The 18,780-nt window shown below is 71.7% G+C and carries 14 protein-coding genes and 1 rRNA gene; 11 read left to right on the top strand and 4 right to left on the bottom strand.

The features are described from left to right. Positions 1 to 68: 68 nt before the first annotated feature. On the bottom strand, positions 69 to 1,481 hold the full coding sequence (radA, locus tag ACIOHC_RS03830; RefSeq protein WP_351077408.1) for a DNA repair protein RadA: 1,413 nt from the start codon (positions 1,479 to 1,481) through the stop codon (positions 69 to 71). 252 nt (positions 1,482 to 1,733) lie between these two features. Between radA and ACIOHC_RS03825 the strand changes: the two genes are divergently transcribed. After that, on the top strand, positions 1,734 to 3,596 hold the full coding sequence (locus tag ACIOHC_RS03825; protein ID WP_401841247.1) for a hypothetical protein: 1,863 nt from the start codon (positions 1,734 to 1,736) through the stop codon (positions 3,594 to 3,596). Positions 3,597 to 3,733: 137 nt separating this feature from the next. Here the strand turns inward: ACIOHC_RS03825 and ACIOHC_RS03820 are convergent, their stop codons facing one another. Then, positions 3,734 to 4,576 (bottom strand): hypothetical protein, encoded by an 843-nt coding sequence (locus tag ACIOHC_RS03820; protein ID WP_351077404.1) that lies wholly within the window; start codon positions 4,574 to 4,576, stop codon positions 3,734 to 3,736. 40 nt (positions 4,577 to 4,616) lie between these two features. Here ACIOHC_RS03820 and ACIOHC_RS03815 point away from each other — a divergent pair, with 40 nt between their 5' ends. From ACIOHC_RS03815 to ilvD, 4 genes are all read left to right on the top strand, one after another. Then, complete coding sequence (locus ACIOHC_RS03815) at positions 4,617 to 5,564, top strand: Ppx/GppA phosphatase family protein (RefSeq protein WP_351077402.1); 948 nt, start codon at positions 4,617 to 4,619, stop codon at positions 5,562 to 5,564. A 151-nt stretch (positions 5,565 to 5,715) separates the two neighbouring features. Beyond that, positions 5,716 to 6,543: a sugar phosphate isomerase/epimerase gene (locus ACIOHC_RS03810; RefSeq protein WP_351077400.1), complete on the top strand. Its 828-nt coding sequence runs from the start codon at positions 5,716 to 5,718 to the stop codon at positions 6,541 to 6,543. Next, entirely contained in the window at positions 6,540 to 7,181 is a 642-nt protein-coding gene (locus ACIOHC_RS03805) for a TetR family transcriptional regulator (RefSeq protein WP_351077397.1), read from the top strand. The genes ACIOHC_RS03810 and ACIOHC_RS03805 overlap by 4 nt, the downstream gene beginning before the upstream one ends. A 183-nt stretch (positions 7,182 to 7,364) precedes the next feature. Next, a complete protein-coding gene (gene ilvD / locus ACIOHC_RS03800; protein WP_351077394.1) occupies positions 7,365 to 9,215 on the top strand; it encodes a dihydroxy-acid dehydratase in 1,851 nt (616 codons plus the stop codon). A gap of 38 nt (positions 9,216 to 9,253) precedes the next feature. Here the strand turns inward: ilvD and ACIOHC_RS03795 are convergent, their stop codons facing one another. Then, positions 9,254 to 11,524, bottom strand: a complete 2,271-nt coding sequence (locus ACIOHC_RS03795; RefSeq protein WP_365691757.1) for a serine/threonine-protein kinase — start codon at positions 11,522 to 11,524, stop codon at positions 9,254 to 9,256. A 123-nt stretch (positions 11,525 to 11,647) separates the two neighbouring features. On the opposite strand from ACIOHC_RS03795, the gene ACIOHC_RS03790 reads away from it, so the two are divergent. Beyond that, the gene (locus tag ACIOHC_RS03790; RefSeq protein WP_365691755.1) at positions 11,648 to 11,983 is read left to right on the top strand and encodes an SH3 domain-containing protein; all 336 of its coding nucleotides are present in this window, start codon (positions 11,648 to 11,650) and stop codon (positions 11,981 to 11,983) included. A 115-nt stretch (positions 11,984 to 12,098) separates the two neighbouring features. Next, positions 12,099 to 12,662 carry a hypothetical protein gene (locus ACIOHC_RS03785; RefSeq protein ID WP_351077387.1) on the top strand — a complete coding sequence of 188 codons (564 nt, stop codon included), beginning with the start codon at positions 12,099 to 12,101 and terminating at the stop codon, positions 12,660 to 12,662. Positions 12,663 to 13,215: 553 nt separating this feature from the next. Here the strand turns inward: ACIOHC_RS03785 and ACIOHC_RS03780 are convergent. Further along, positions 13,216 to 14,775 carry a SulP family inorganic anion transporter gene (locus tag ACIOHC_RS03780; RefSeq protein WP_389637921.1) on the bottom strand — a complete coding sequence of 520 codons (1,560 nt, stop codon included), beginning with the start codon at positions 14,773 to 14,775 and terminating at the stop codon, positions 13,216 to 13,218. 271 nt (positions 14,776 to 15,046) lie between these two features. Between ACIOHC_RS03780 and ACIOHC_RS03775 the strand changes: the two genes are divergently transcribed. The 4 genes from ACIOHC_RS03775 to ACIOHC_RS03760 form a co-directional block, all read left to right on the top strand. Beyond that, complete coding sequence (locus tag ACIOHC_RS03775) at positions 15,047 to 15,814, top strand: ABC transporter ATP-binding protein (protein WP_351077382.1); 768 nt, start codon at positions 15,047 to 15,049, stop codon at positions 15,812 to 15,814. Next, positions 15,811 to 16,611 carry an ABC transporter permease gene (locus tag ACIOHC_RS03770; protein ID WP_365691750.1) on the top strand — a complete coding sequence of 267 codons (801 nt, stop codon included), beginning with the start codon at positions 15,811 to 15,813 and terminating at the stop codon, positions 16,609 to 16,611. Before ACIOHC_RS03775 ends, ACIOHC_RS03770 begins: the two co-directional genes overlap by 4 nt. Positions 16,612 to 16,727: 116 nt before the next feature. Then, entirely contained in the window at positions 16,728 to 17,537 is an 810-nt protein-coding gene (proC, locus tag ACIOHC_RS03765) for a pyrroline-5-carboxylate reductase (RefSeq protein WP_389637924.1), read from the top strand. 951 nt (positions 17,538 to 18,488) lie between these two features. Next, positions 18,489 to 18,780, top strand: a 16S ribosomal RNA gene (locus ACIOHC_RS03760); the annotation flags it as partial.

The raw sequence follows: 18,780 nt of genomic DNA, 5'->3' as shown, positions 1-18,780 counted from the left end.
GTCACAGGTTTGTGGTGCCCTTGCGTCCCTCATGCCGTTCGTACGGACGGGCGAGACCAGGGCAAAGTCTACCGGCGCGCGTTCTCCTCCTGTGGGGCCTGTGCGCGAGACCGGCGCGGGAGCACCCTCAGTGCATCACCCATGTTGGCGACTTCTGTGACCTTCATACCGGCCGGGACCTTTCCGGGATCGGTCGGGACCAGCGCGTGCGTGAAGCCCAGACGGTGCGCCTCGGCCAGCCTGCGCTGCACCCCGGTGACCCTTCTGACCTCGCCCGCGAGGCCCACTTCGCCGATCGCCACCAGGTTCTTGGGGAGCGGGGTGTCGCTGGCCGCGCTGGCCAGGGCCAGGGCGACGGCGAGGTCCGCGGCGGGCTCGGAGAGCTTCACACCGCCGACCGTCGCGCTGTAGATGTCCCGCTTGCCGAGCGAGCTGATCCGGCCGCGCTGCTCCAGAACGGCCAGCATCATCGACACCCGGGACGTCTCCAGGCCGGAGGTGGTGCGCCGGGGTGACGGAATCTGTGAGTCGACCGTCAGCGCCTGGACCTCCGCGACGAGCGGGCGCTTGCCCTCCAGGGTGACGGTGAGGCAGGTGCCGGGCACGGGCTCGTCGCGCCGGGTGAGGAAGAGGCCGGACGGGTCGGCGAGGCCGGTGATGCCCTCGTCGTGCAGCTCGAAGCAGCCGACCTCGTCGGTCGCGCCGTATCGGTTCTTGACGCCGCGCACGAGGCGCAGCCGGGCATGGCGGTCGCCCTCGAAGGACAGCACCACGTCGACGAGATGCTCCAGCAGCCGCGGCCCCGCGATCGCCCCGTCCTTGGTGACATGGCCGACCAGGAGCGTCGACATCCCGCGCTCCTTGGAGGCCCGGATGAGCGCACCGGCGACCTCCCGGACCTGCGCCATGCCGCCGGGCGCCCCGTCGATCTCGGGCGAGGCGACGGTCTGTACGGAGTCGAGGATGAGGAGCGACGGCTTGACGGCGTCCAGATGGCCGAGGACCGCGGAGAGGTCGGTCTCGGCGGCGAGGTACAGATGGTCGTTGATCGCCCGGATCCGGTCGGCGCGCAGACGCACCTGGCTCGCGGACTCCTCGGCGGTGACATAGAGGGTGCGGTGGTCGTCGCTCGCCGCCTTCGCGGCCACGTCGAGCAGCAGCGTCGACTTCCCGACGCCCGGTTCGCCCGCGAGCAGCACGACGGCCCCGGGGACGAGACCGCCGCCGAGCACCCGGTCCAGCTCGCCCACGCCGGTCGAGCGGGCGGTGGCCTGTCGGCTGTCGACCTGGCCGATGGGGAGCGCGGCCGTGCTGACCCGGCCGGCCGCGGTGGTCCGCACGGCGGGGGCGCCGCCGAACTCCTCGACCGTCCCCCATGCCTGGCATTCGGGGCAGCGGCCGAGCCACTTGGCGGTCGTCCAGCCGCACTCGGTGCAGCGGTAGGACGGCCGGTCCTTCGCAGTTTTCGTACGGGCAGCCATGGCGCAACCGTATAGGTGGGGTCGGACAGTGCCGCCGGGCGCGGTCCGGGGCGCCACCCGGCGCGGGCGCGTGCCCGGCGACTACCCCGGCACTTCCGCCGAAATGTCTGATTCCGGCCCCTCGGCTTCCCGGTTTCGGCCTCTTGAACCATGAATCCCTGTCCCCTTTTGAGCGATACGTTCACCCGTAAGGATTAAATGTGCTGAAGAGGCGCTAAAAGCATGCTCTGTGCTGCCTACGGTCGCCAGGTGATGAGCAGCAGGCTGGAGCCCCCTACGCACACCACCGGCGCACACCGGGCGCGGCGCCGTGCGCCCCACCCCGCGGCGCAGCCTTCGCCGCGGCGGCCTCCCGCACGTTACGAGCCGCATCTCGACGGTCTGTTCACCTACTGCCTCTCCGTGCTCTGCGACCACGACGCCGCCACCGAGGCGCTCGGCGGGGTGCTCGCGATCGCGGAACGGCAGGGCGGCCGGTGCCCGGCGGGCGAGGAGGAACGTAAATCCTGGCTGTACGCGCTGGCCAGGTGGATGTGTCTGCGCAAGCTCGCCGAGCGGAAACAGGGCCGCCAGGCGCACCGCCACAAGGCCGGGAAGCTGTCGGGAAGGCAGCCGGTCAAGCCGGAGACGAAGCGGGAACCGAAGCGGGCGGGCGGGCCTCAGGGCAAACAGCCGGGCGGGACGGCCGCCCAGGGGGCGCGCACGGGACGCTGTACGCCCCCCGCCGCTCCTGCGAAAGCTCCTGCCGCCTTCACCCCGGGCGGCATCCCGGCGGGCAAGGCCCGCGCCCTCGAATCCGAGGCCGCCGCCGAGGCGCACCGCCGCGAACTCGCCCAGCTGGCCTGGCCCGAGGCCGCGGGTACCACCCCCGAACAGCGCGAAGCGCTCGAACTCGCCGTCCGCCACCGCCTCGCCCCGCGTGCCGTCGCCTCCGTCCTCGGCCTGGAACCCGCGACCGCGCGGGACCTCCTGGCCGCCGCGGCCTGTGAGGTGGAACGGACCCGCGCCGCCCTCGCCGTCGTCGAGACCGGCAACTGTCCCACCGTCGCCCGGCTCACCGGCGACCACCGCGTCCTGCTCTCCGCCACCCTGCGCCGTGAACTCGTCCGCCACGTCGACGACTGCCCCCGCTGCCGCCGGGCCGCCGAGCGGGCCGGCGCCGAGGGCCCCTGGCCGGGCGGGCCGCTCACCCCGGCCGCCGTGCTGCCGGTCGTCGAGGCACCGCGACCCTCCGCCTACGTCGCGATGGTCCACGCCCAGCGGAGCCGGTCCGGCGGCCCGCGCTTCGACCGGACGGGCTTCCCGCTGGACCCGAAGGACCACGCCGCGCGGCGGGACCGGATGCGGGCCAGGGTCGTGACGACGACGGTGGTGGCGACGGTCGTGGCCGCCCCGGTGATCGCGTTGTGGACCGCCTACCGCGGCGCACCGCAGACCGGCGAGGGCCATGAGGGCTCCTCGGTCACCGCGACCGAGACGGACGTCCGCCACGACGACGGCACTCCGGACGGCCACTACGAGAACGCCGGCAACGCCCGTCCCCAGCCGGGTGCCCGCTTCAGGGACGGCGGCACTCCGGACGTCTCGGCCGAGGTGATCAGCTCGGGTTCGGTGCGGGGCATCGGCGGGCTCACCGTCGAGGCCCGCTCGTCCGGCGGCACGACTCTGATCCGCCTGACCGCCTCGGGCGGTGCCCCCGTCGCCTGGTCGGCCCGCGCGGACGTGTCCTGGCTGCGTCTGAGCAGTTCCTCGGGGACGCTCGCCGCGGGCGAGAGCGTCACGGTCCGCGTCCTCGTGGACCATCCCCGGGAACCCGCCGGTCCGTGGAGCGCCCGTATCGCCCTCGCCCCTTCGGATTCGGTCGTGGTGATCCGGGGGCGCGGGGCGACGGCACCGTCACCCGACGGTCCGGGACACCCGGGTACGCCCGCCCCCTCCGGCCCGTCGGCTCCGCCCTCGTCCTCGCCGCATCCCACACGGCCGACCGATCCGACACCCCGCCCGAGCGAACCGACACCGACGCCGACGGACCCGGCCCCGACCGATCCGACCCCGACCCCGGACCCGACGCCCCCCACCGACCCCGGGTCCGGCACGACCACCCCGGCGGGCTGAAACGGGGCGTCGGGGGGCGAGGCGAACCGCACCGTCGACCCGCGCGACACCGGCCGACGCACGGCGTCCGGCCGTCACGCCCCGGCCTCAGGGGCCGCGCCTCCCGGTCCCCGCCGTCGTCGTCACGCCCCGGGCCGCTACGCCGGATCCGCCGGGTGCGGCGCCATCGGCAGCAGCGAGGACAGGCGCTCCTCGCACAGCTCGACCAGCCGGTCGTACGCCTCCTTGCCCATCAGCTCGGTGAGTTCCGGCCGGTACGACACGTACACCGGCTCACCGGCCCCGTGCGCGGAGGTCGCCGACGTGCACCACCAGTGCAGATCGTGACCGCCCGGACCCCAGCCCCTGCGGTCGTACTCGCCGATCGACACCTGGAGCACGCGGGTGTCGTCGGGCCGGTCGATCCAGTCGTACGTACGCCGGATCGGCAGCTGCCAGCAGACGTCCGGCTTGGTCTCCAGGGGCTCCTTGCCCTCCCGCAGCGCCAGGATGTGCAACGAGCAGCCCGCGCCCGCCGCGAAGCCGGGACGGTTCTGGAAGATGCACGAACCCTCCCAGCGCCGTGTCTGGCGTTCCCCGTCGTCGTCGACCTCGACCCAGCCGGTCCTGGTGCCGACGTCGTGGAACTGCCACAGGTCAGGGGTCAGCCGTGCGACATGGCCCGCCACGCGCTTCTCGTCGTCCTTGTCCGAGAAGTGCGCGCCCAGGGTGCAGCATCCGTCGTCCGCGCGGCCCGCCTGGATGCCCTGGCAGCCACTGCCGAAGATGCAGGTCCACCTGGACGTCAGCCAGGTCAGGTCGCACCGGAAGACCTGTTCGTCGTCCGCCGGGTCGGGGAACTCGACCCAGGCGCGTGCGAAGTCGATACCCGTTTCGTCCTCGGACCGGTTCGGTCCGTTCGCTTCCTGCTGCTGCATCTCCTGCTTCGTTCTCTGCTTCTTCGTGTTTTTGCCCGGCTTCGCCTTTTTCGTCTTTGGCACGGGCCAAGAGTAAGTCCGCCGCCCCGGTAGCGTTCCGGGTATGAGACTCGGAGTCCTCGACGTGGGTTCGAACACAGTGCATCTGCTGGTGGTGGACGCGCACCCCGGTGCGCGCCCGCTGCCCGCGCACTCGCACAAGGCGGAACTGCGCCTGGCCGAACTCCTCGACGAGGACGCGGCGATCGGCCCCCACGGTGTGGACCGGCTCGTGGCGACGATCACCGACGCGCTGCAGGCCGCCGAGGACAAGGGGTGCGAGGACGTTCTGCCGTTCGCCACGTCCGCGGTGCGGGAGGCGAGCAACGCCGACCAGGTGCTGGCCCGGGTACGGGAGGAGACGGGCATCGACCTCGCCGTCCTCAGCGGCGCGGAGGAGGCCCGGCTCACCTTCCTCGCCGCCCGCCGCTGGTTCGGCTGGTCGGCGGGGCGGCTGCTGGTCCTGGACATCGGTGGCGGCTCGCTGGAGGTCGCGTACGGCATGGACGAGGAGCCGGACGCCGCGGTGTCGCTGCCGCTCGGGGCGGGCCGGCTGACCGCCGGATGGCTGCCGGGCGATCCGCCGGACCCGGCGGACGTGAAGGCACTGCGCCGCCATGTACGGGCCAGGATCGCCAGGAGCGTCGGGGAGTTCACCCGCCTCGGGCGCCCGGACCACGTCGTCGCCACCTCCAAGACCTTCAAGCAGCTCGCCAGGATCGCGGGCGCCGCGCGCACCACCGACGGTCTGTACGTGCAGCGTGCCCTCACCCGCAAGTCGCTGGAGGAGTGGGTGCCGAAGCTGGCGTCGATGACCGTCCAGCAGCGGTGCGACCTGCCCGGGGTCTCCGAGGGCCGGTCCGCGCAGCTGCTGGCCGGGGCGCTGGTCGCGGAAGGCGCCATGGATCTGTTCGGGGTCGAGGAGCTGGAGATCTGCCCCTGGGCGCTGCGCGAGGGCGTCATCCTGCGCCGACTGGACCACCTGCCCACGGAGCAGGCCGCGCTGCGCTGAGTGCCGCGGGGCCCGCCAGGGTTCGCCCGGCGCCGCGGGGCCGGGCGGGGTTCCGCCGGGCGCCGTGGACCCTGCCGGGGTCCGCCATGGCCCTTCTCACTTTCCGCCCGGGTCTCTCGGCGAGGCGTACCACTGCCCGTACGCTGTCCCAGTGGCAGAACCAGTGGTGCGCATCCCGGATGCGAAGGTCGCCCTGTCGACGGCATCCGTCTATCCGGAGTCGACGTCGACGGCCTTCGAGATCGCCGCGCGCCTCGGTTACGACGGTGTCGAGGTCATGGTGTGGACCGACCCCGTCAGCCAGGACATCGAGGCCCTGCGCCGGCTCTCGGACTACCACGGGGTGCCGATCCTCGCCGTCCACGCGCCGTGCCTCCTGATCACACAGCGCGTCTGGTCCACCGACCCGTGGGTGAAGCTCCAGCGGGCGCGTGCCGCCGCGGAGAAGCTCGGGGCGACGACCGTCGTCGTGCACCCGCCGTTCCGTTGGCAGCGCAACTACGCGCGCGACTTCGTCAGTGGGATCTGGCGGATGGCGGACGAGACGGACGTGCGGTTCGCCGTCGAGAACATGTACCCCTGGCGCTACCGGGACCGCGAGATGCTCGCGTACGCCCCCGACTGGGACGTCACCAACGACGACTACCGCCACTTCACCGTGGACCTCTCGCACACCGCGACGGCCCGCGCCGACGGCATGGCGATGGTCGACCGGATGGGCGGCCGGCTCGCCCACATCCACCTCGCCGACGGCAAGGGCTCCAACAAGGACGAGCACCTGGTGCCCGGCCGTGGCGACCAGCCCTGCGCCGAACTCCTGGGGCATCTGGCCCGTACCGGCTTCGGCGGCCATGTCGTCATCGAGGTCAATACCCGGCGCGCCATGTCCACTGCCGAACGCGAGGCCGACCTGGCGGAGGCGCTGGCCTTCACCCGGCTCCACCTGGCGTCCGCCTCGGCCGAGGCGCCGCGCCCGTGACCGACGGCCCCACCGGCGCCGACGGCCCCGCGAACCCCGCTCCCAGGCGCCGAGGCCGCCCCTCCCGCGCGGCCGACACCACCGGCCCCGATGCCCGTACCCGCATCCTGGAGGCCGCCCGTACCGAATTCGCGGAGCGCGGCTACGACAAGACGTCGATCCGGGGCATCGCCAAGGCGGCAGGCGTCGACTCCGCCCTCGTCCACCACTACTTCGGTACGAAGGACGAGGTCTTCGCGGCCGCCATCGAGCTCTCCTTCGAGCCGGCCCTGGCGATCCCGGCCATCCTGGGCAGCGGTACCGACGGCCTGGGGGAGCGGCTGGCCCGCTATTTCATCGCCGTGTGGGAGAACCCGGCGTCGAGGGCTCCGCTGCTGGCGGTCATGCGGTCCGCGCTGACGCACGAGGCGGCGGCGAAGGTCCTCCGCGGCTTCGTCCTGCGCCGCCTCCTGGAACGCGTCGCGCGGACGCTGGACGTCCCGGACGCGACCTTCCGCGCGGAACTGGCCGCCTCGCACATGATCGGGATCGTGATGCTGCGCTATGTGATCCGGGCGGAGCCACTGGCTTCGGCACCCCCCGAGCGGATCATCGAGATGGTGGCACCGACGCTGCAGCGCTACCTGACGGAATCCTGATCCCACCACCGCGGCCTGCGGCGAAACCGTCCCGCCCGCCCGCGCGCCCCGGCGCCCCGTGCCGCCTCGGCAAGCCGCCCGTCCATCGAGCATCCTGTCCCGTATGGCGGACAGCGTGTCCAGATCTTGGAGCCGGAGGCGTAGGCTCGGAAGCAGTCTTTTCTGTCGAAGGAGCGAGAGACGATGCCCGAGCTGAGGTCCCGCACTGTCACCCACGGCCGCAACATGGCCGGCGCCCGCGCCCTTATGCGGGCCTCGGGCGTAGCGAGCGAGGACATCGGCAAGCCGATCATCGCGGTCGCCAACTCCTTCACCGAGTTCGTCCCCGGCCACACCCACCTGGCTCCTGTCGGCCGGATCGTCTCCGACGCGATCAAGGCCGCAGGCGCCGTGCCCCGCGAGTTCAACACGATCGCCGTCGACGACGGCATCGCGATGGGTCACGGCGGGATGCTCTACAGCCTCCCCTCCCGCGACCTGATCGCCGACTCCGTCGAGTACATGGCCGAGGCGCACTGCGCGGACGCGCTGATCTGCATCTCCAACTGCGACAAGATCACCCCCGGCATGCTGATGGCCGCGATGCGCCTCAACATCCCGACGGTCTTCGTCTCCGGCGGCCCGATGGAGGCCGGCCGGGCCACCCTCGTCGACGGCACGGTCCGCAAGCTCGACCTGGTCAACGCGATCAGCGACGCGGTCGACGAGAACATCTCCGACGAGGACATCCTCCGCATCGAGGAGAACGCCTGCCCCACCTGCGGCAGCTGTTCCGGCATGTTCACCGCCAACTCGATGAACTGCCTGACCGAGGTCCTCGGCCTCTCCCTCCCCGGCAACGGCACGGTCCTCGCCACGCACACCGCCCGCAAGGCGCTGTACGAGGACGCCGGCCGCACGGTCGTCGAGATCACCAGGCGCTACTACGAGCAGGACGACGCGACGGTCCTGCCCCGCTCCATCGGCACCCGTGCCGCGTTCGACAACGCCATGGCGCTGGACATCGCCATGGGCGGCTCGACCAACACGATCCTGCACCTGCTCGCCGCCGCGCAGGAGGCCGAGCTCTCCTACGACCTCGACGACATCAACGAGGTCTCGCGCCGCGTCCCCTGCCTGTCCAAGGTCGCGCCCAATGTGGCGCCCGGCGGCACGTACTACATGGAGGACGTGCACCGGGCCGGCGGTATCCCCGCCATCCTGGGCGAGCTGCACCGCGGCGGCCTGCTCGACGAGAACGTGCACTCGGTCCACTCCGACTCCCTCGCCGAGTGGCTGAAGAACTGGGACATCCGTGGCGGCTCCCCGTCCCCGGCGGCCGTCGAGCTGTGGCACGCGGCTCCCGGATGCGTCCGCTCCGCGACCGCCTTCTCGCAGTCCGAGCGCTGGGAGACCCTCGACCTGGACGCGGCCGGCGGCTGCATCCGCGACCTGGCGCACGCGTACTCCAAGGACGGCGGCCTCGCGGTCCTCAAGGGGAACCTCGCCGAGGACGGCTGCGTCGTGAAGACGGCGGGCGTCGACGAGTCGATCTGGACCTTCGAGGGCCCGGCGGTCGTCTGCGAGTCGCAGGAGGAGGCCGTCGACAAGATCCTCCGCAAGGAGATCAAGGAAGGCGACGTCGTCGTCATCCGTTACGAAGGCCCGCGCGGCGGCCCCGGCATGCAGGAGATGCTCTACCCCACGTCCTTCCTCAAGGGCCGCGGCCTCGGCAAGAGCTGCGCCCTGGTGACCGACGGCCGCTTCTCCGGCGGTACGTCGGGGCTGTCCATCGGCCACGCGTCGCCGGAGGCCGCTTCCGGCGGCACCATCGCGCTCGTCGAGGACGGCGACCGGATCAGGATCGACATCCCGAACCGCTCGATCGAGCTCCTCGTCCCCGAGGCCGAGCTGACCGCCCGCCGCGCGGCGCTGAACGGTGTGTACGCGCCGAAGAACCGCGACCGCAAGGTCAGCGCGGCGCTGCGCGCGTACGCGGCGATGGCGACGAGCGCGGACCGGGGCGCGGTGCGGGACGTGTCCAAGCTCGGCTGAACCGAGCCGCGAACGCCATGGAAGGCCGGGCCCCGCTCTCACCAGTGAGCGGGGTCCTTGCCGTCGACGGCGAACACGGACCCGTCGGGCGCGGTCCCGATGACGGTCCGGCCGACGGTGACGGGGGCCGGCAGCGCCGAGGCGTAGCTGAGCTTCCCGTCCCGGAGCCGGGGGCTCGTCTGGCCCAGCAGCGTCCCGCGCTCGGTGTCCACGGCGAGCAGGCGCCCGTCCGCCGAGGAGAAGTACAGCCGGTTCCCGGTGGCGAGGACGGGCGCCGACGTCCGCCCGGCCGCGGTCTCCAGTTGCCAGAGCACGGCCTTGCCGTCCCGCTTTCCGTCGCCCTTCCCGCCGGCCGGGCGCATGTCGACGGCGACCAGGGTTCCGCCGTGGGCCAGCAGATAGGCGGTGTCCCCACCCACCACGGCTTCCGGTTCGTTCATCCGGAACGGCAGCGCCACGCGTGAGACGTGCCTGCTCTCCGGGTCGTAGCGGACGAGCCCGACGGTCTGGGTGTCCCCGTTCATGGAGGTCAGGACGAGTGCGCCGCCGGAGGTCCCCACCGGGGTGAGCATTCCGTCCAGCCGTCGCTGCCACGCCATGTGCCCGGAAGACGAGTCCAGGGCCGTGACCAGTGTGGTGGACCCGTAGGCCGAGTGCTCGAACGCGTAGGCGAGCCCGGACGCGGCGTCGTACACCGCGAAGTCCGGGCGCCGGTGCCCCGCGAGCGAATGCCGCCAGCGGGACACGCCGGTGGCGGAGTCGAGCGCCTCGGTCGTGCCGTCCTCGGCCGTCAGCAGCAGCGTGTCACCCGCGGCGAAGGGCGTGCCCAGGTACGGGGAGAGATCCGCGGACCAGACCTGTTCGCCCTTGGCCGGGTCGTACGCCCGGAGCTTCCCGCCCGGCACGGCCTTGTGCACCAGGCCGCCGGAGACCGACAGCACGCCGGACGTCGGAGCGTTCCCGGCGGAGCGACGGGTCCACAGCACCCGGCCGTCGGCGGGATCCAGCCGGGCGGCGCCGGTACCACCCGTGGCGCAGTACAACGCCGCGGTCCGGCCGGACGTCCCCTCCCCGGCCTGCTCGCCGGTGCCGCCCGCCGAGGAACAGACCGGCGTCGCGCTGCCCGAGGTCACGAGCGGCGTCCGCCACGGCGCGAACGTCGCCGGGACCTTCGCGCCACCACCCGACTTCCCCGGCTCGTCGGAGCCGCCCACGACGCCGGCCGCCCACACCCCGCCGACACCCACGACGAGCAGTGTGGCGGCGGATGCCAGTTGCCACCGCCGTCTGCCGCCGCCGGTCGCGGTGCCCTTCCTGCCCCGCCCGGCCCCGCCCGCGCCCACATGCGTGTCCGCCTCCGCCCCGGCCCCCGGCGCCGCGACCGCGGGGCCTTCGGTTCCGGCGTCGGCTCCAGCGCCGGCTTCGGCCTGGTTCCCGACCGTGCCGGGCCGCCGCTGCGACGGTATGAACGCGGCGGCATCGTACGAAGGAGGGCTCAGCGTCGCCATGATCTCGTCCGGGGTGGGCCGCTCCGCGGGGTCCTTCGCCAGGCATCGCCCGATCAGCGGAGCCAGATCCGTCGGCACCCCTGCCAGATCGGCCTCGTCATGCACCACCTGGTAGGCCACGATGTACGGGCTGTCGGAGTCGAAGGGCCCCCGGCCGGTCGCCGCGTGGACGAGCACGGCTCCCAGCGCGAACACGTCCGCGGCGGGCCCGACCTCGCGCGGCCGCTGGAACTGCTCGGGCGCCATGTACGGCGGCGAGCCGATCAGTTTGCCCGTCTCGGTGCGCAGGTCGCTGTCGTACGGCCGGGAGATCCCGAAGTCGATGACCTTGGGCCCGGAGTCGGAGAGCAGCACATTGCTCGGCTTGAGGTCTCGGTGGATCACCCCGGCCCGGTGGATGTCGCGCAGCGCCTCGGCGAGTCCCGCCGTCAGTCTGCGCAGCGCGGCGGGGGCCATCGGCCCGTTCCGCTTCACCTGATCGGAGAGCGTGGGACCGGGCACGTACAGCGTGGCCATCCACGGGCGCGCGGCATCCGGATCGGCGTCGACGACCGGCGCGGTGAAGGCTCCGCTGACCCGTCTCGCCGCCCCGACCTCCTGCCGGAAACGAGCCCTGAACTCGGGGTCCGCGGAGTAGTGCCGATGCACCACTTTGACGGCGAGCTGCAGTCCGGAGGTGGAGCGGGCCAGATGCACGACGCCCATGCCGCCTACGCCGAGACATGCCTCAAGGCGGTACTGACCGGCGTATTCCGGATGCTCCGCTTCCGGATTCGCTCCGGTACCTCGCAGCGGCGGCATCGCCCACCCCCGTGTGTTCGTCCGCAAGCGCGACGCACGGAGCCTAGTCGATGGTGCGTGCGATAACGCCGGGGCTTGTAGCCTGCGCGTCGTACACACCGTCTCTCAACGGGGGAGGGCCTCATGGCCATGGAAGAGCAGATCGACACCGTCACCACCGACGCAGCCGGGGCGGCCGAGGGCACGGCCGCGCTCGCCGGCACCGACGACGTCACCCGGTACCCCATCGCACCCGGCTACCGCGTCAACGTCCGCACGGGACCGGGCACCCAGTACGGCATCGTCCGCACGCTCCCGTACGGAGTGAAGGTCGCGGTCTACTGCCAGAAGCCGGGGGAGCGGGTCACCGGCCCGTACGGCACCTCGAACATCTGGGACAACATCGCCAACGGCCAGTTCGTGTCGGACGCCTACGTCCACACGGGCAGCGACGGCTACATCGCCCCGCGCTGCGACTGACCGCGCCCCCGTCCCGTCCGGGGCCACGACCCCGTCGGGGCCGGGACCGGGTCCGGGTTCCCGCGTCGGTGACCGGCGTGACCGGGGCCGTGGCCGCCCGGGGATAATCGACCTCGTGAGCGAGAACAGCGAAGACCCCGGTACCGGCGCGACACCCGACAGCGCCGCGTCCGGCTCCAGCACGCCGGGTCCGCGGCCCGAGCCCCTGTTCTTCTTCGGTACGACCTGGGTCGACCACGACGGGGGCTACGGGCTGCGACGCGTGGGGGCGGCGGTCGGCTCCCTCGTCGCCGCGGTCGCCGCCTGCTTCGTCCTGCGCTTCGCCTACCAGGGGCTGCAGATCGCCGATGTCGGCAATCTCGTCGGCATCCTGATCGTCGCGATGTTCGCCATCTGCAGCGCGATCGCCTTCCGCAAGACATGGGAGGGGTTCAGCCGCCGTCCGGCCGATCCGGCGCGCGAGGCCAGTCTGCGCGGTCTGAAGACGATCGGCTTCGTCGGCTCGCTGATCGCCTACTTCCTCCGTACGTTCATGGAGGCGCCGGGCGAGCGACTGCGCCGCACGGAGTACGAGACGGCCCTGGCCCGCTACGCGAAGCGCCGCTCGTCCCGTACCGGGAATCCGGCTGCCCGCAAGACCGCCAAGACCCCCAAGGGCAAGCGGCCCAAGCGCAAGTAGGAACCGAAGGCAGGGTCCGGGGCCACGCCGCACGAGCGCGGCCGGACTTGCCTCGTGCGGGGCGGGCTCCGCGCGCGGCCGAGACCCGATCTCCGTTTCTCGCGAGCACCGGCACCGGGCCCCGCACGGGTCATGTCTCCTTCGGCCTCCGCCCACGGCCCCGGCCCCACCTCCCGGCCGCTCCGAGGCCACCCGACAGGCTCCGAGGCCCTGCGCGTCCTGCGCCCCGGCGGCGCACTCGCCGTCTGGGCGGGACGTCTTCGACCACGCGGTCCCCTGGACAGCCGAGCAGAATGCCCGCCTGCGCCGTTTCCTCGGCGCCGACGAAAGCGCCCACGGCTCGCCCGTCCGCTCCCGTGACCTGCCGTCCGAGTTCGACTTCGTGCACCGCCTGGTGCCCTGGCCCCGGACGGTGCCCCTCGACACCCACCTCGCCGACCTCGGCAGCCACTCCGCGTTCCTCGTCCTCGGCGAGGAACCCACACGCCGGTTCCTCGCCGAGGAGCGCGACCCGCTCGCGGGCGGTCTTCCCGGACGGCACGGTCGAGGAGCGTTACGTGGTCGACCTGAACGTGGCGATCCGCCCGTCCTCGTCCCCGCCCGAATCGCCTCCGTCGCGCTCCTGACCCGACAGCCGCCGTTCCTCGCGAGCCTCTCGGGCCTTCCGCTCCGTGGCCCACCCCTCCAGGGCCGCTGCGCACGCGTGGTCGGTGTGGTGCAGCCCGCTGAGGTCCAGCACCACGGTCCGGTCGTGCGGCAGGCCGTCCAGCGCGTCCAGCAGTTTCGGCAGCCGCAGGAACGTGGCGTGGCCCGCGACCCGGACCCGCAACACCCCGTCGCCGTCGTCCTCATGCGCCTCGATGTGTACATGGCTGATGTCCCAGGCGGTCTTGGCCACGGCCAGCAGCAGCCCCACCAGCACTCCCTCGAAGAGACTCGTGGCCACGATCGTCCCCGCCGTCACCGCGAGCACCACCGCCTCCCCGCGATGCTCACGCCACAGCGGCACCAACGCCCGTACGGGAACGAGCTTGAAGCCCGCATGCAGCAGCACCGAAGCCAGCGCCGCCACGGGAATCACTTCGAGCGCACTCGGCAGGGCAGCGGCGAAGAGCAACAGCCACACGCCGTGGAGCACCCGGGACGCCTTCGTCCTCGCCCCGGCGCGGACATTGGCCGCGCTGCGCACGATCACCGCGGTCATCGGCAACGAGCCGAGCAGCCCGCACACCGCGTTGCCCGTGCCCTGCGCGATCAACTCCTTGTCGTAGTCCGTCCGCCTACCGTCGTGCAGCCGGTCCACGGCCGCCGCACCGAACAGTGATTCGGCCGAGGCGACCAGCGCGAACGCCAGGACGGTGCCGATGACGCCCACCTCCGTGAGCCGCGCCCAGTCCCCGGCCTCCGGCGGTCGTACGGCATCCAGCAGCCCGCTCACCGCCACCCGCTGCACGGGCAGGTCGAACAGCCAGGTCGCACCGGCCGCCAGTCCCACCGCGACCAGGGGCGCGGGGACCAACCGGGCTGCTCGCGGCCACTTCGGCCAGAGCAGGAGCACGAGGAGCGCCCCGATCCCGACGGCGACCGCGCTGCCCGTCACCCCCGTGCCGAGCGCCAGTCGCGGCAGCCCGCCGAGCTTCTGCCCCATGGTCCCGGGCGCCACCGCGTCGGCGAGCACGTACAGCTGCCCCACCACCAGCACGAGGCCGATTCCGGCGAGCATCCCCTGCACGACGGCCACGGACACGGCCCGGAACCACTGCCCGAGCCGCAGCACCCCCAGCCCCACCTGCACCACACCGGCGGCCAGGACCAGCACCCCCAGGGTGCCGACCCCATAGCTGTGCACCGCCTCGTAGACGAGCACGGTCAGACCGGCGGCGGGCCCGCTGACCTGCAGACTGCTGCCCGGGAGCAGGCCCGTGACGAGCCCGCCGACTATCCCGGTGATCAGTCCCAGTTCGGCCGGGACCCCCGATGCGACGGCCACCCCCACGCACAGCGGCAGGGCGACCAGGAAGACGACGAGCGAAGCGGCGAAGTCGGCACGCGGGATCGAAAAGGATCGAAAGCCCGGGACATTCGGAAAACCACGCACGGGAAGCACCTCCATCGACTGACGGACACGTCATGGACCGGGAGATGCGCGGATACCGGGGGGACGGTGAAATTCATTGTCCTTTACGGGAGTTGCTCATCCGTCCCGTATCCGGAACCGGTCGGTGGGCACGGAAGCACAGAGGGGTGGAATACCTCCGTCCGATCGCGCCCTCAACCGCCCGCTCCCCAGCAACGCCACGTCCCACCCGTGCCGCGGCGCCTCCGCGCCGCCACCGCTGCCCCGCGTCTTGACGAGAGGGGCCGCCAGGATAAAAATTCACCGCATGATGAATTCTTCGGGTGCCGCCATCGAGGCCCGGGGCCTCGCCGTCGTACGAGGCAACCGCACCGTCCTCCGCGACCTCGACTTCACCGTCGAACCCGGCAGGATCACCGGTCTGCTCGGCCCATCCGGCTGCGGCAAGTCCACCCTGATGCGTGCCGTCGTGGGCACCCAGGCCAAGGTCACCGGCACCCTCGACGTGCTCGGCAGCCCCGCGGGCCACCCCACCCTCCGCCCGCGCATCGGGTACGTCACCCAGGCTCCGTCCGTCTACACGGACCTGACCGTGCGGCAGAACCTCGACTACTTCGCGGCGATCCTCCAGCCGGGCCGCCGCCACCGGGACGCCCGCCGCGCCGCGGTCGCCCGCGCGATCAACGAGGTGGACCTGACCAGCCACGCCGACGCCCTGGCCGGCGCCCTCTCCGGCGGTCAGCTCACCCGCGTCTCCCTCGCCGTGGCCCTGCTCGGCACCCCTGAACTCCTGGTGCTCGACGAGCCGACCGTGGGCCTGGACCCGGTACTCCGCCGCGAGCTGTGGAACCTCTTCCACGCCCTCGCCGCCGGCCGCGGCACCACACTCCTCGTCTCCTCCCACGTCATGGACGAGGCCGAGCGCTGCCACCGCCTGCTGCTCATGCGCGAGGGCGAGATCCTCGCCGACGACACACCAGAGGCCCTGCGCACCGCCGCCCGCACCGCCACCGTCGAAGAGGCATTCCTCCACCTGGTCGACGAAGCCGCCACCCGTCAGGAGACCCTCCGATGAGCACGACCCCGACCCCGCAGTCCCTGTCTTCCGCCCACACCCACCCGGCCGCGCCACCGCTGAGCCCCGCCCGCACCCTGGCCACCGCCGCCCGCGTCCTGCGCCAGCTGGCCCACGACCCCCGCACCGTCGCGCTGCTCCTGCTGGTCCCGGTCGTGCTGATCACGCTGCTCCGGTACGTGTTCGACGACAGTCCCCGCACCTTCGACGCCATCGGCGCGTCGCTCCTCGGCATCTTCCCGCTGATCACGATGTTCCTGGTCACCTCGATCGCCACCCTGCGCGAACGCACCTCGGGCACGCTCGAACGTCTCCTCGCCATGCCGCTCGGCAAGGGCGAACTGATCGGCGGCTACGCCCTGGCCTTCGGAGCCGTGGCGATCCTCCAGTCCCTCCTGGCCACCGCGCTCTCGGTCCAAATGCTCGGCCTGGACGTCACCGGCTCCGCGTGGCTGCTCCTCCTCGTCGCCCTGCTCGACGCCCTGCTCGGCACGGCACTGGGCCTCTTCGTCTCGGCCTTCGCCGCGTCGGAGTTCCAGGCGGTCCAGTTCATGCCGGCGGTCATCTTGCCGCAGCTCCTGCTCTGCGGTCTGTTCATCGCACGCGACCGGATGGCGCCCGCCCTCGAAGCGGTCTCGAACGTCCTGCCCATGTCGTACGCGGTCGACGGCATGAACGAGGTCCTCCACCACTCCGACGTCACCGGCGACTTCGTCCGCGACGTCCTGGTCGTCGCGGGCTGCGCCCTGCTCGTCCTCGCCCTCGGCGCGGCCACACTCCGCCGCCGTACCGCCTGACCGCCCCCGGTGCGAGGATGACGGACACAAGCACAGGCCCGCGTACGGGCCCGCGCACCGAGCCCCGTCAGCACGACGCACCGAGAACAGCGAGCACAGCCCGGAGGGTGAACCGCATGACCCAGACAGTTGCCGTCCTCGGCACCGGCAAGATCGGCGAGGCCCTGCTCAGCGGCATGATCCGGGCAGGCTGGCGCCCGGCGAACCTGCTGGTCACCACCCGCCGCTCCGAACGCGCCGAGGAACTGCACAGCCGCTACGGAGTCGACTCCGTCACCAACGCCGAGGCCGCCAAGCGCGCCGACATCCTCATCCTCGCGGTCAAGCCCCAGGACATGGGCCGGCTCCTCGACGAGCTCGCCGGGCACGTCACCGCCCACCGCCTGGTCATCAGCGCCGCCGCGGGCATCACGACCACGTTCATCGAGGACCGTCTCACCGCGAACACCCCGGTCGTACGCGTCATGCCGAACACCCCCGTCCTCGTCGACGAGGGCATGTCCGTCATCTCAGCGGGCAGCCACGCCACCACCGAGCACCTCGCCACCGCCGAGGCGATCTTCGGCGGCGTCGGCAAGACCCTGCGCGTCCCCGAGTCACAGCAGGACGCGGCAACCGCGCTCTCCGGTTCGGGCCCCGCGTACTTCTACTTCCTCGTCGAGGCGATGACCGACGCGGGCATCCTGCTCGGTCTGCCCCGGGCCCAGGCACACGAACTGATCGTCCAGGCCGCCATCGGGGCCGCCGTGATGCTCCGGGACAGCGGCGAACACCCGGTCAAGCTCCGCGAAGCCGTCACCAGCCCGGCCGGCACCACCATCAGCGCCATCCGCGAGCTGGAGAACCACGGTGTGCGGGCCGCCCTCATCGCTGCCCTGGAAGCCGCCCGCGACCGCAGCCGCGAACTCGCCACCGGCAACGGCTGACCGGACAGGGCCCACCACCGCCCCGCAGCCCCGGTCAGCTCCGAACCGCGCGCCACCTCCGCGAACCCGCCGCCGGGCAACGACACGACGGTGGGTTCGCGACGACGACATCGGAACATCGGCAGGCACCGCGACCGGCATCGACCTCCGCCTCCGCCTCACACGTGCTCACACGCACGGCCCACGGGCCGAGAGCGCCGCGACGACCGCGATGCCGACCCCTCACCTCCACCCCACGCGGCTGCCGCGAGGACCTCCATCCGGACCCGGCCCAGCTCGGGGTTGACACGACACGCCCGCAACCGTAATGTGCTCCGAGTTGTCCGACGTGAGCGCCGACCCCGGTCGGTCCCCGGACAGCCATTCCGCAGTAACCACATCTGGTCGGCGACATCTGTCGCCCGGCTTTCTGTGCGCATTTGCGAAATGAGGAATCCGCGTTCGAAGGAACGCGACCCCGATTAGCGTCGAGGCCCAGGATTCCGCTAAAGTCTCACTCGTCGGAACGGCCCAAGGGCCTGGAAGACAAGCCCCGCTGACTGGGAATCAGGCCCGAAAGGATCTGATAGAGTCGGACTCGCCGGAAAGGGAAACGCGAAAGCGTGGAACTGGAAAGCGGCCCCGCTTCGACCGGGAATCGGACACGAAAGAGTCTGATAGAGTCGGAAACGCAAGACCGAAGGGAAAAGCCCGGAGGAAAGCCTCAGAGAGTGTTCTGCGGGTGAGTACAAAGGAAGCGTCCGTTCCTTGAGAACTCAACAGCGTGCCAAAAGTCAACGCCAGATATGTTGATACCCCGGCCTGTTTCGGCAGGTTGGTGGTTCCTTTGAAAGTCCTGCGGGATCATTGATCCGGCAGGCAATTTACACAGCGAGGACGCTGTGAACCGTCGGTCTTATTCCGGCCGATGGTTCCGCTCTCGTGTTGTGTTGTCCCGATCACGGGAAAACATTCACGGAGAGTTTGATCCTGGCTCAGGACGAACGCTGGCGGCGTGCTTAACACATGCAAGTCGAACGATGAAGCCCTTCGGGGTGGATTAGTGGCGAACGGGTGAGTAACACGTGGGCAATCTGCCCTTCACTCTGGGACAAGCCCTGGAAACGGGGTCTAATACCGGATAACACTCTGTCCCGCATGGGACGGGGTTGAAAGCTCCGGCGGTGAAGGATGAGCCCGCGGCCTATCAGCTTGTTGGTGGGGTGATGGCCTACCAAGGCGACGACGGGTAGCCGGCCTGAGA

Source organism: Streptomyces sp. NPDC088252 (assembly GCF_044740965.1).
Classification (GTDB): Bacteria; Actinomycetota; Actinomycetes; order Streptomycetales; family Streptomycetaceae; genus Streptomyces.
This window is presented reverse-complemented; position numbering and strand designations above follow the sequence as displayed.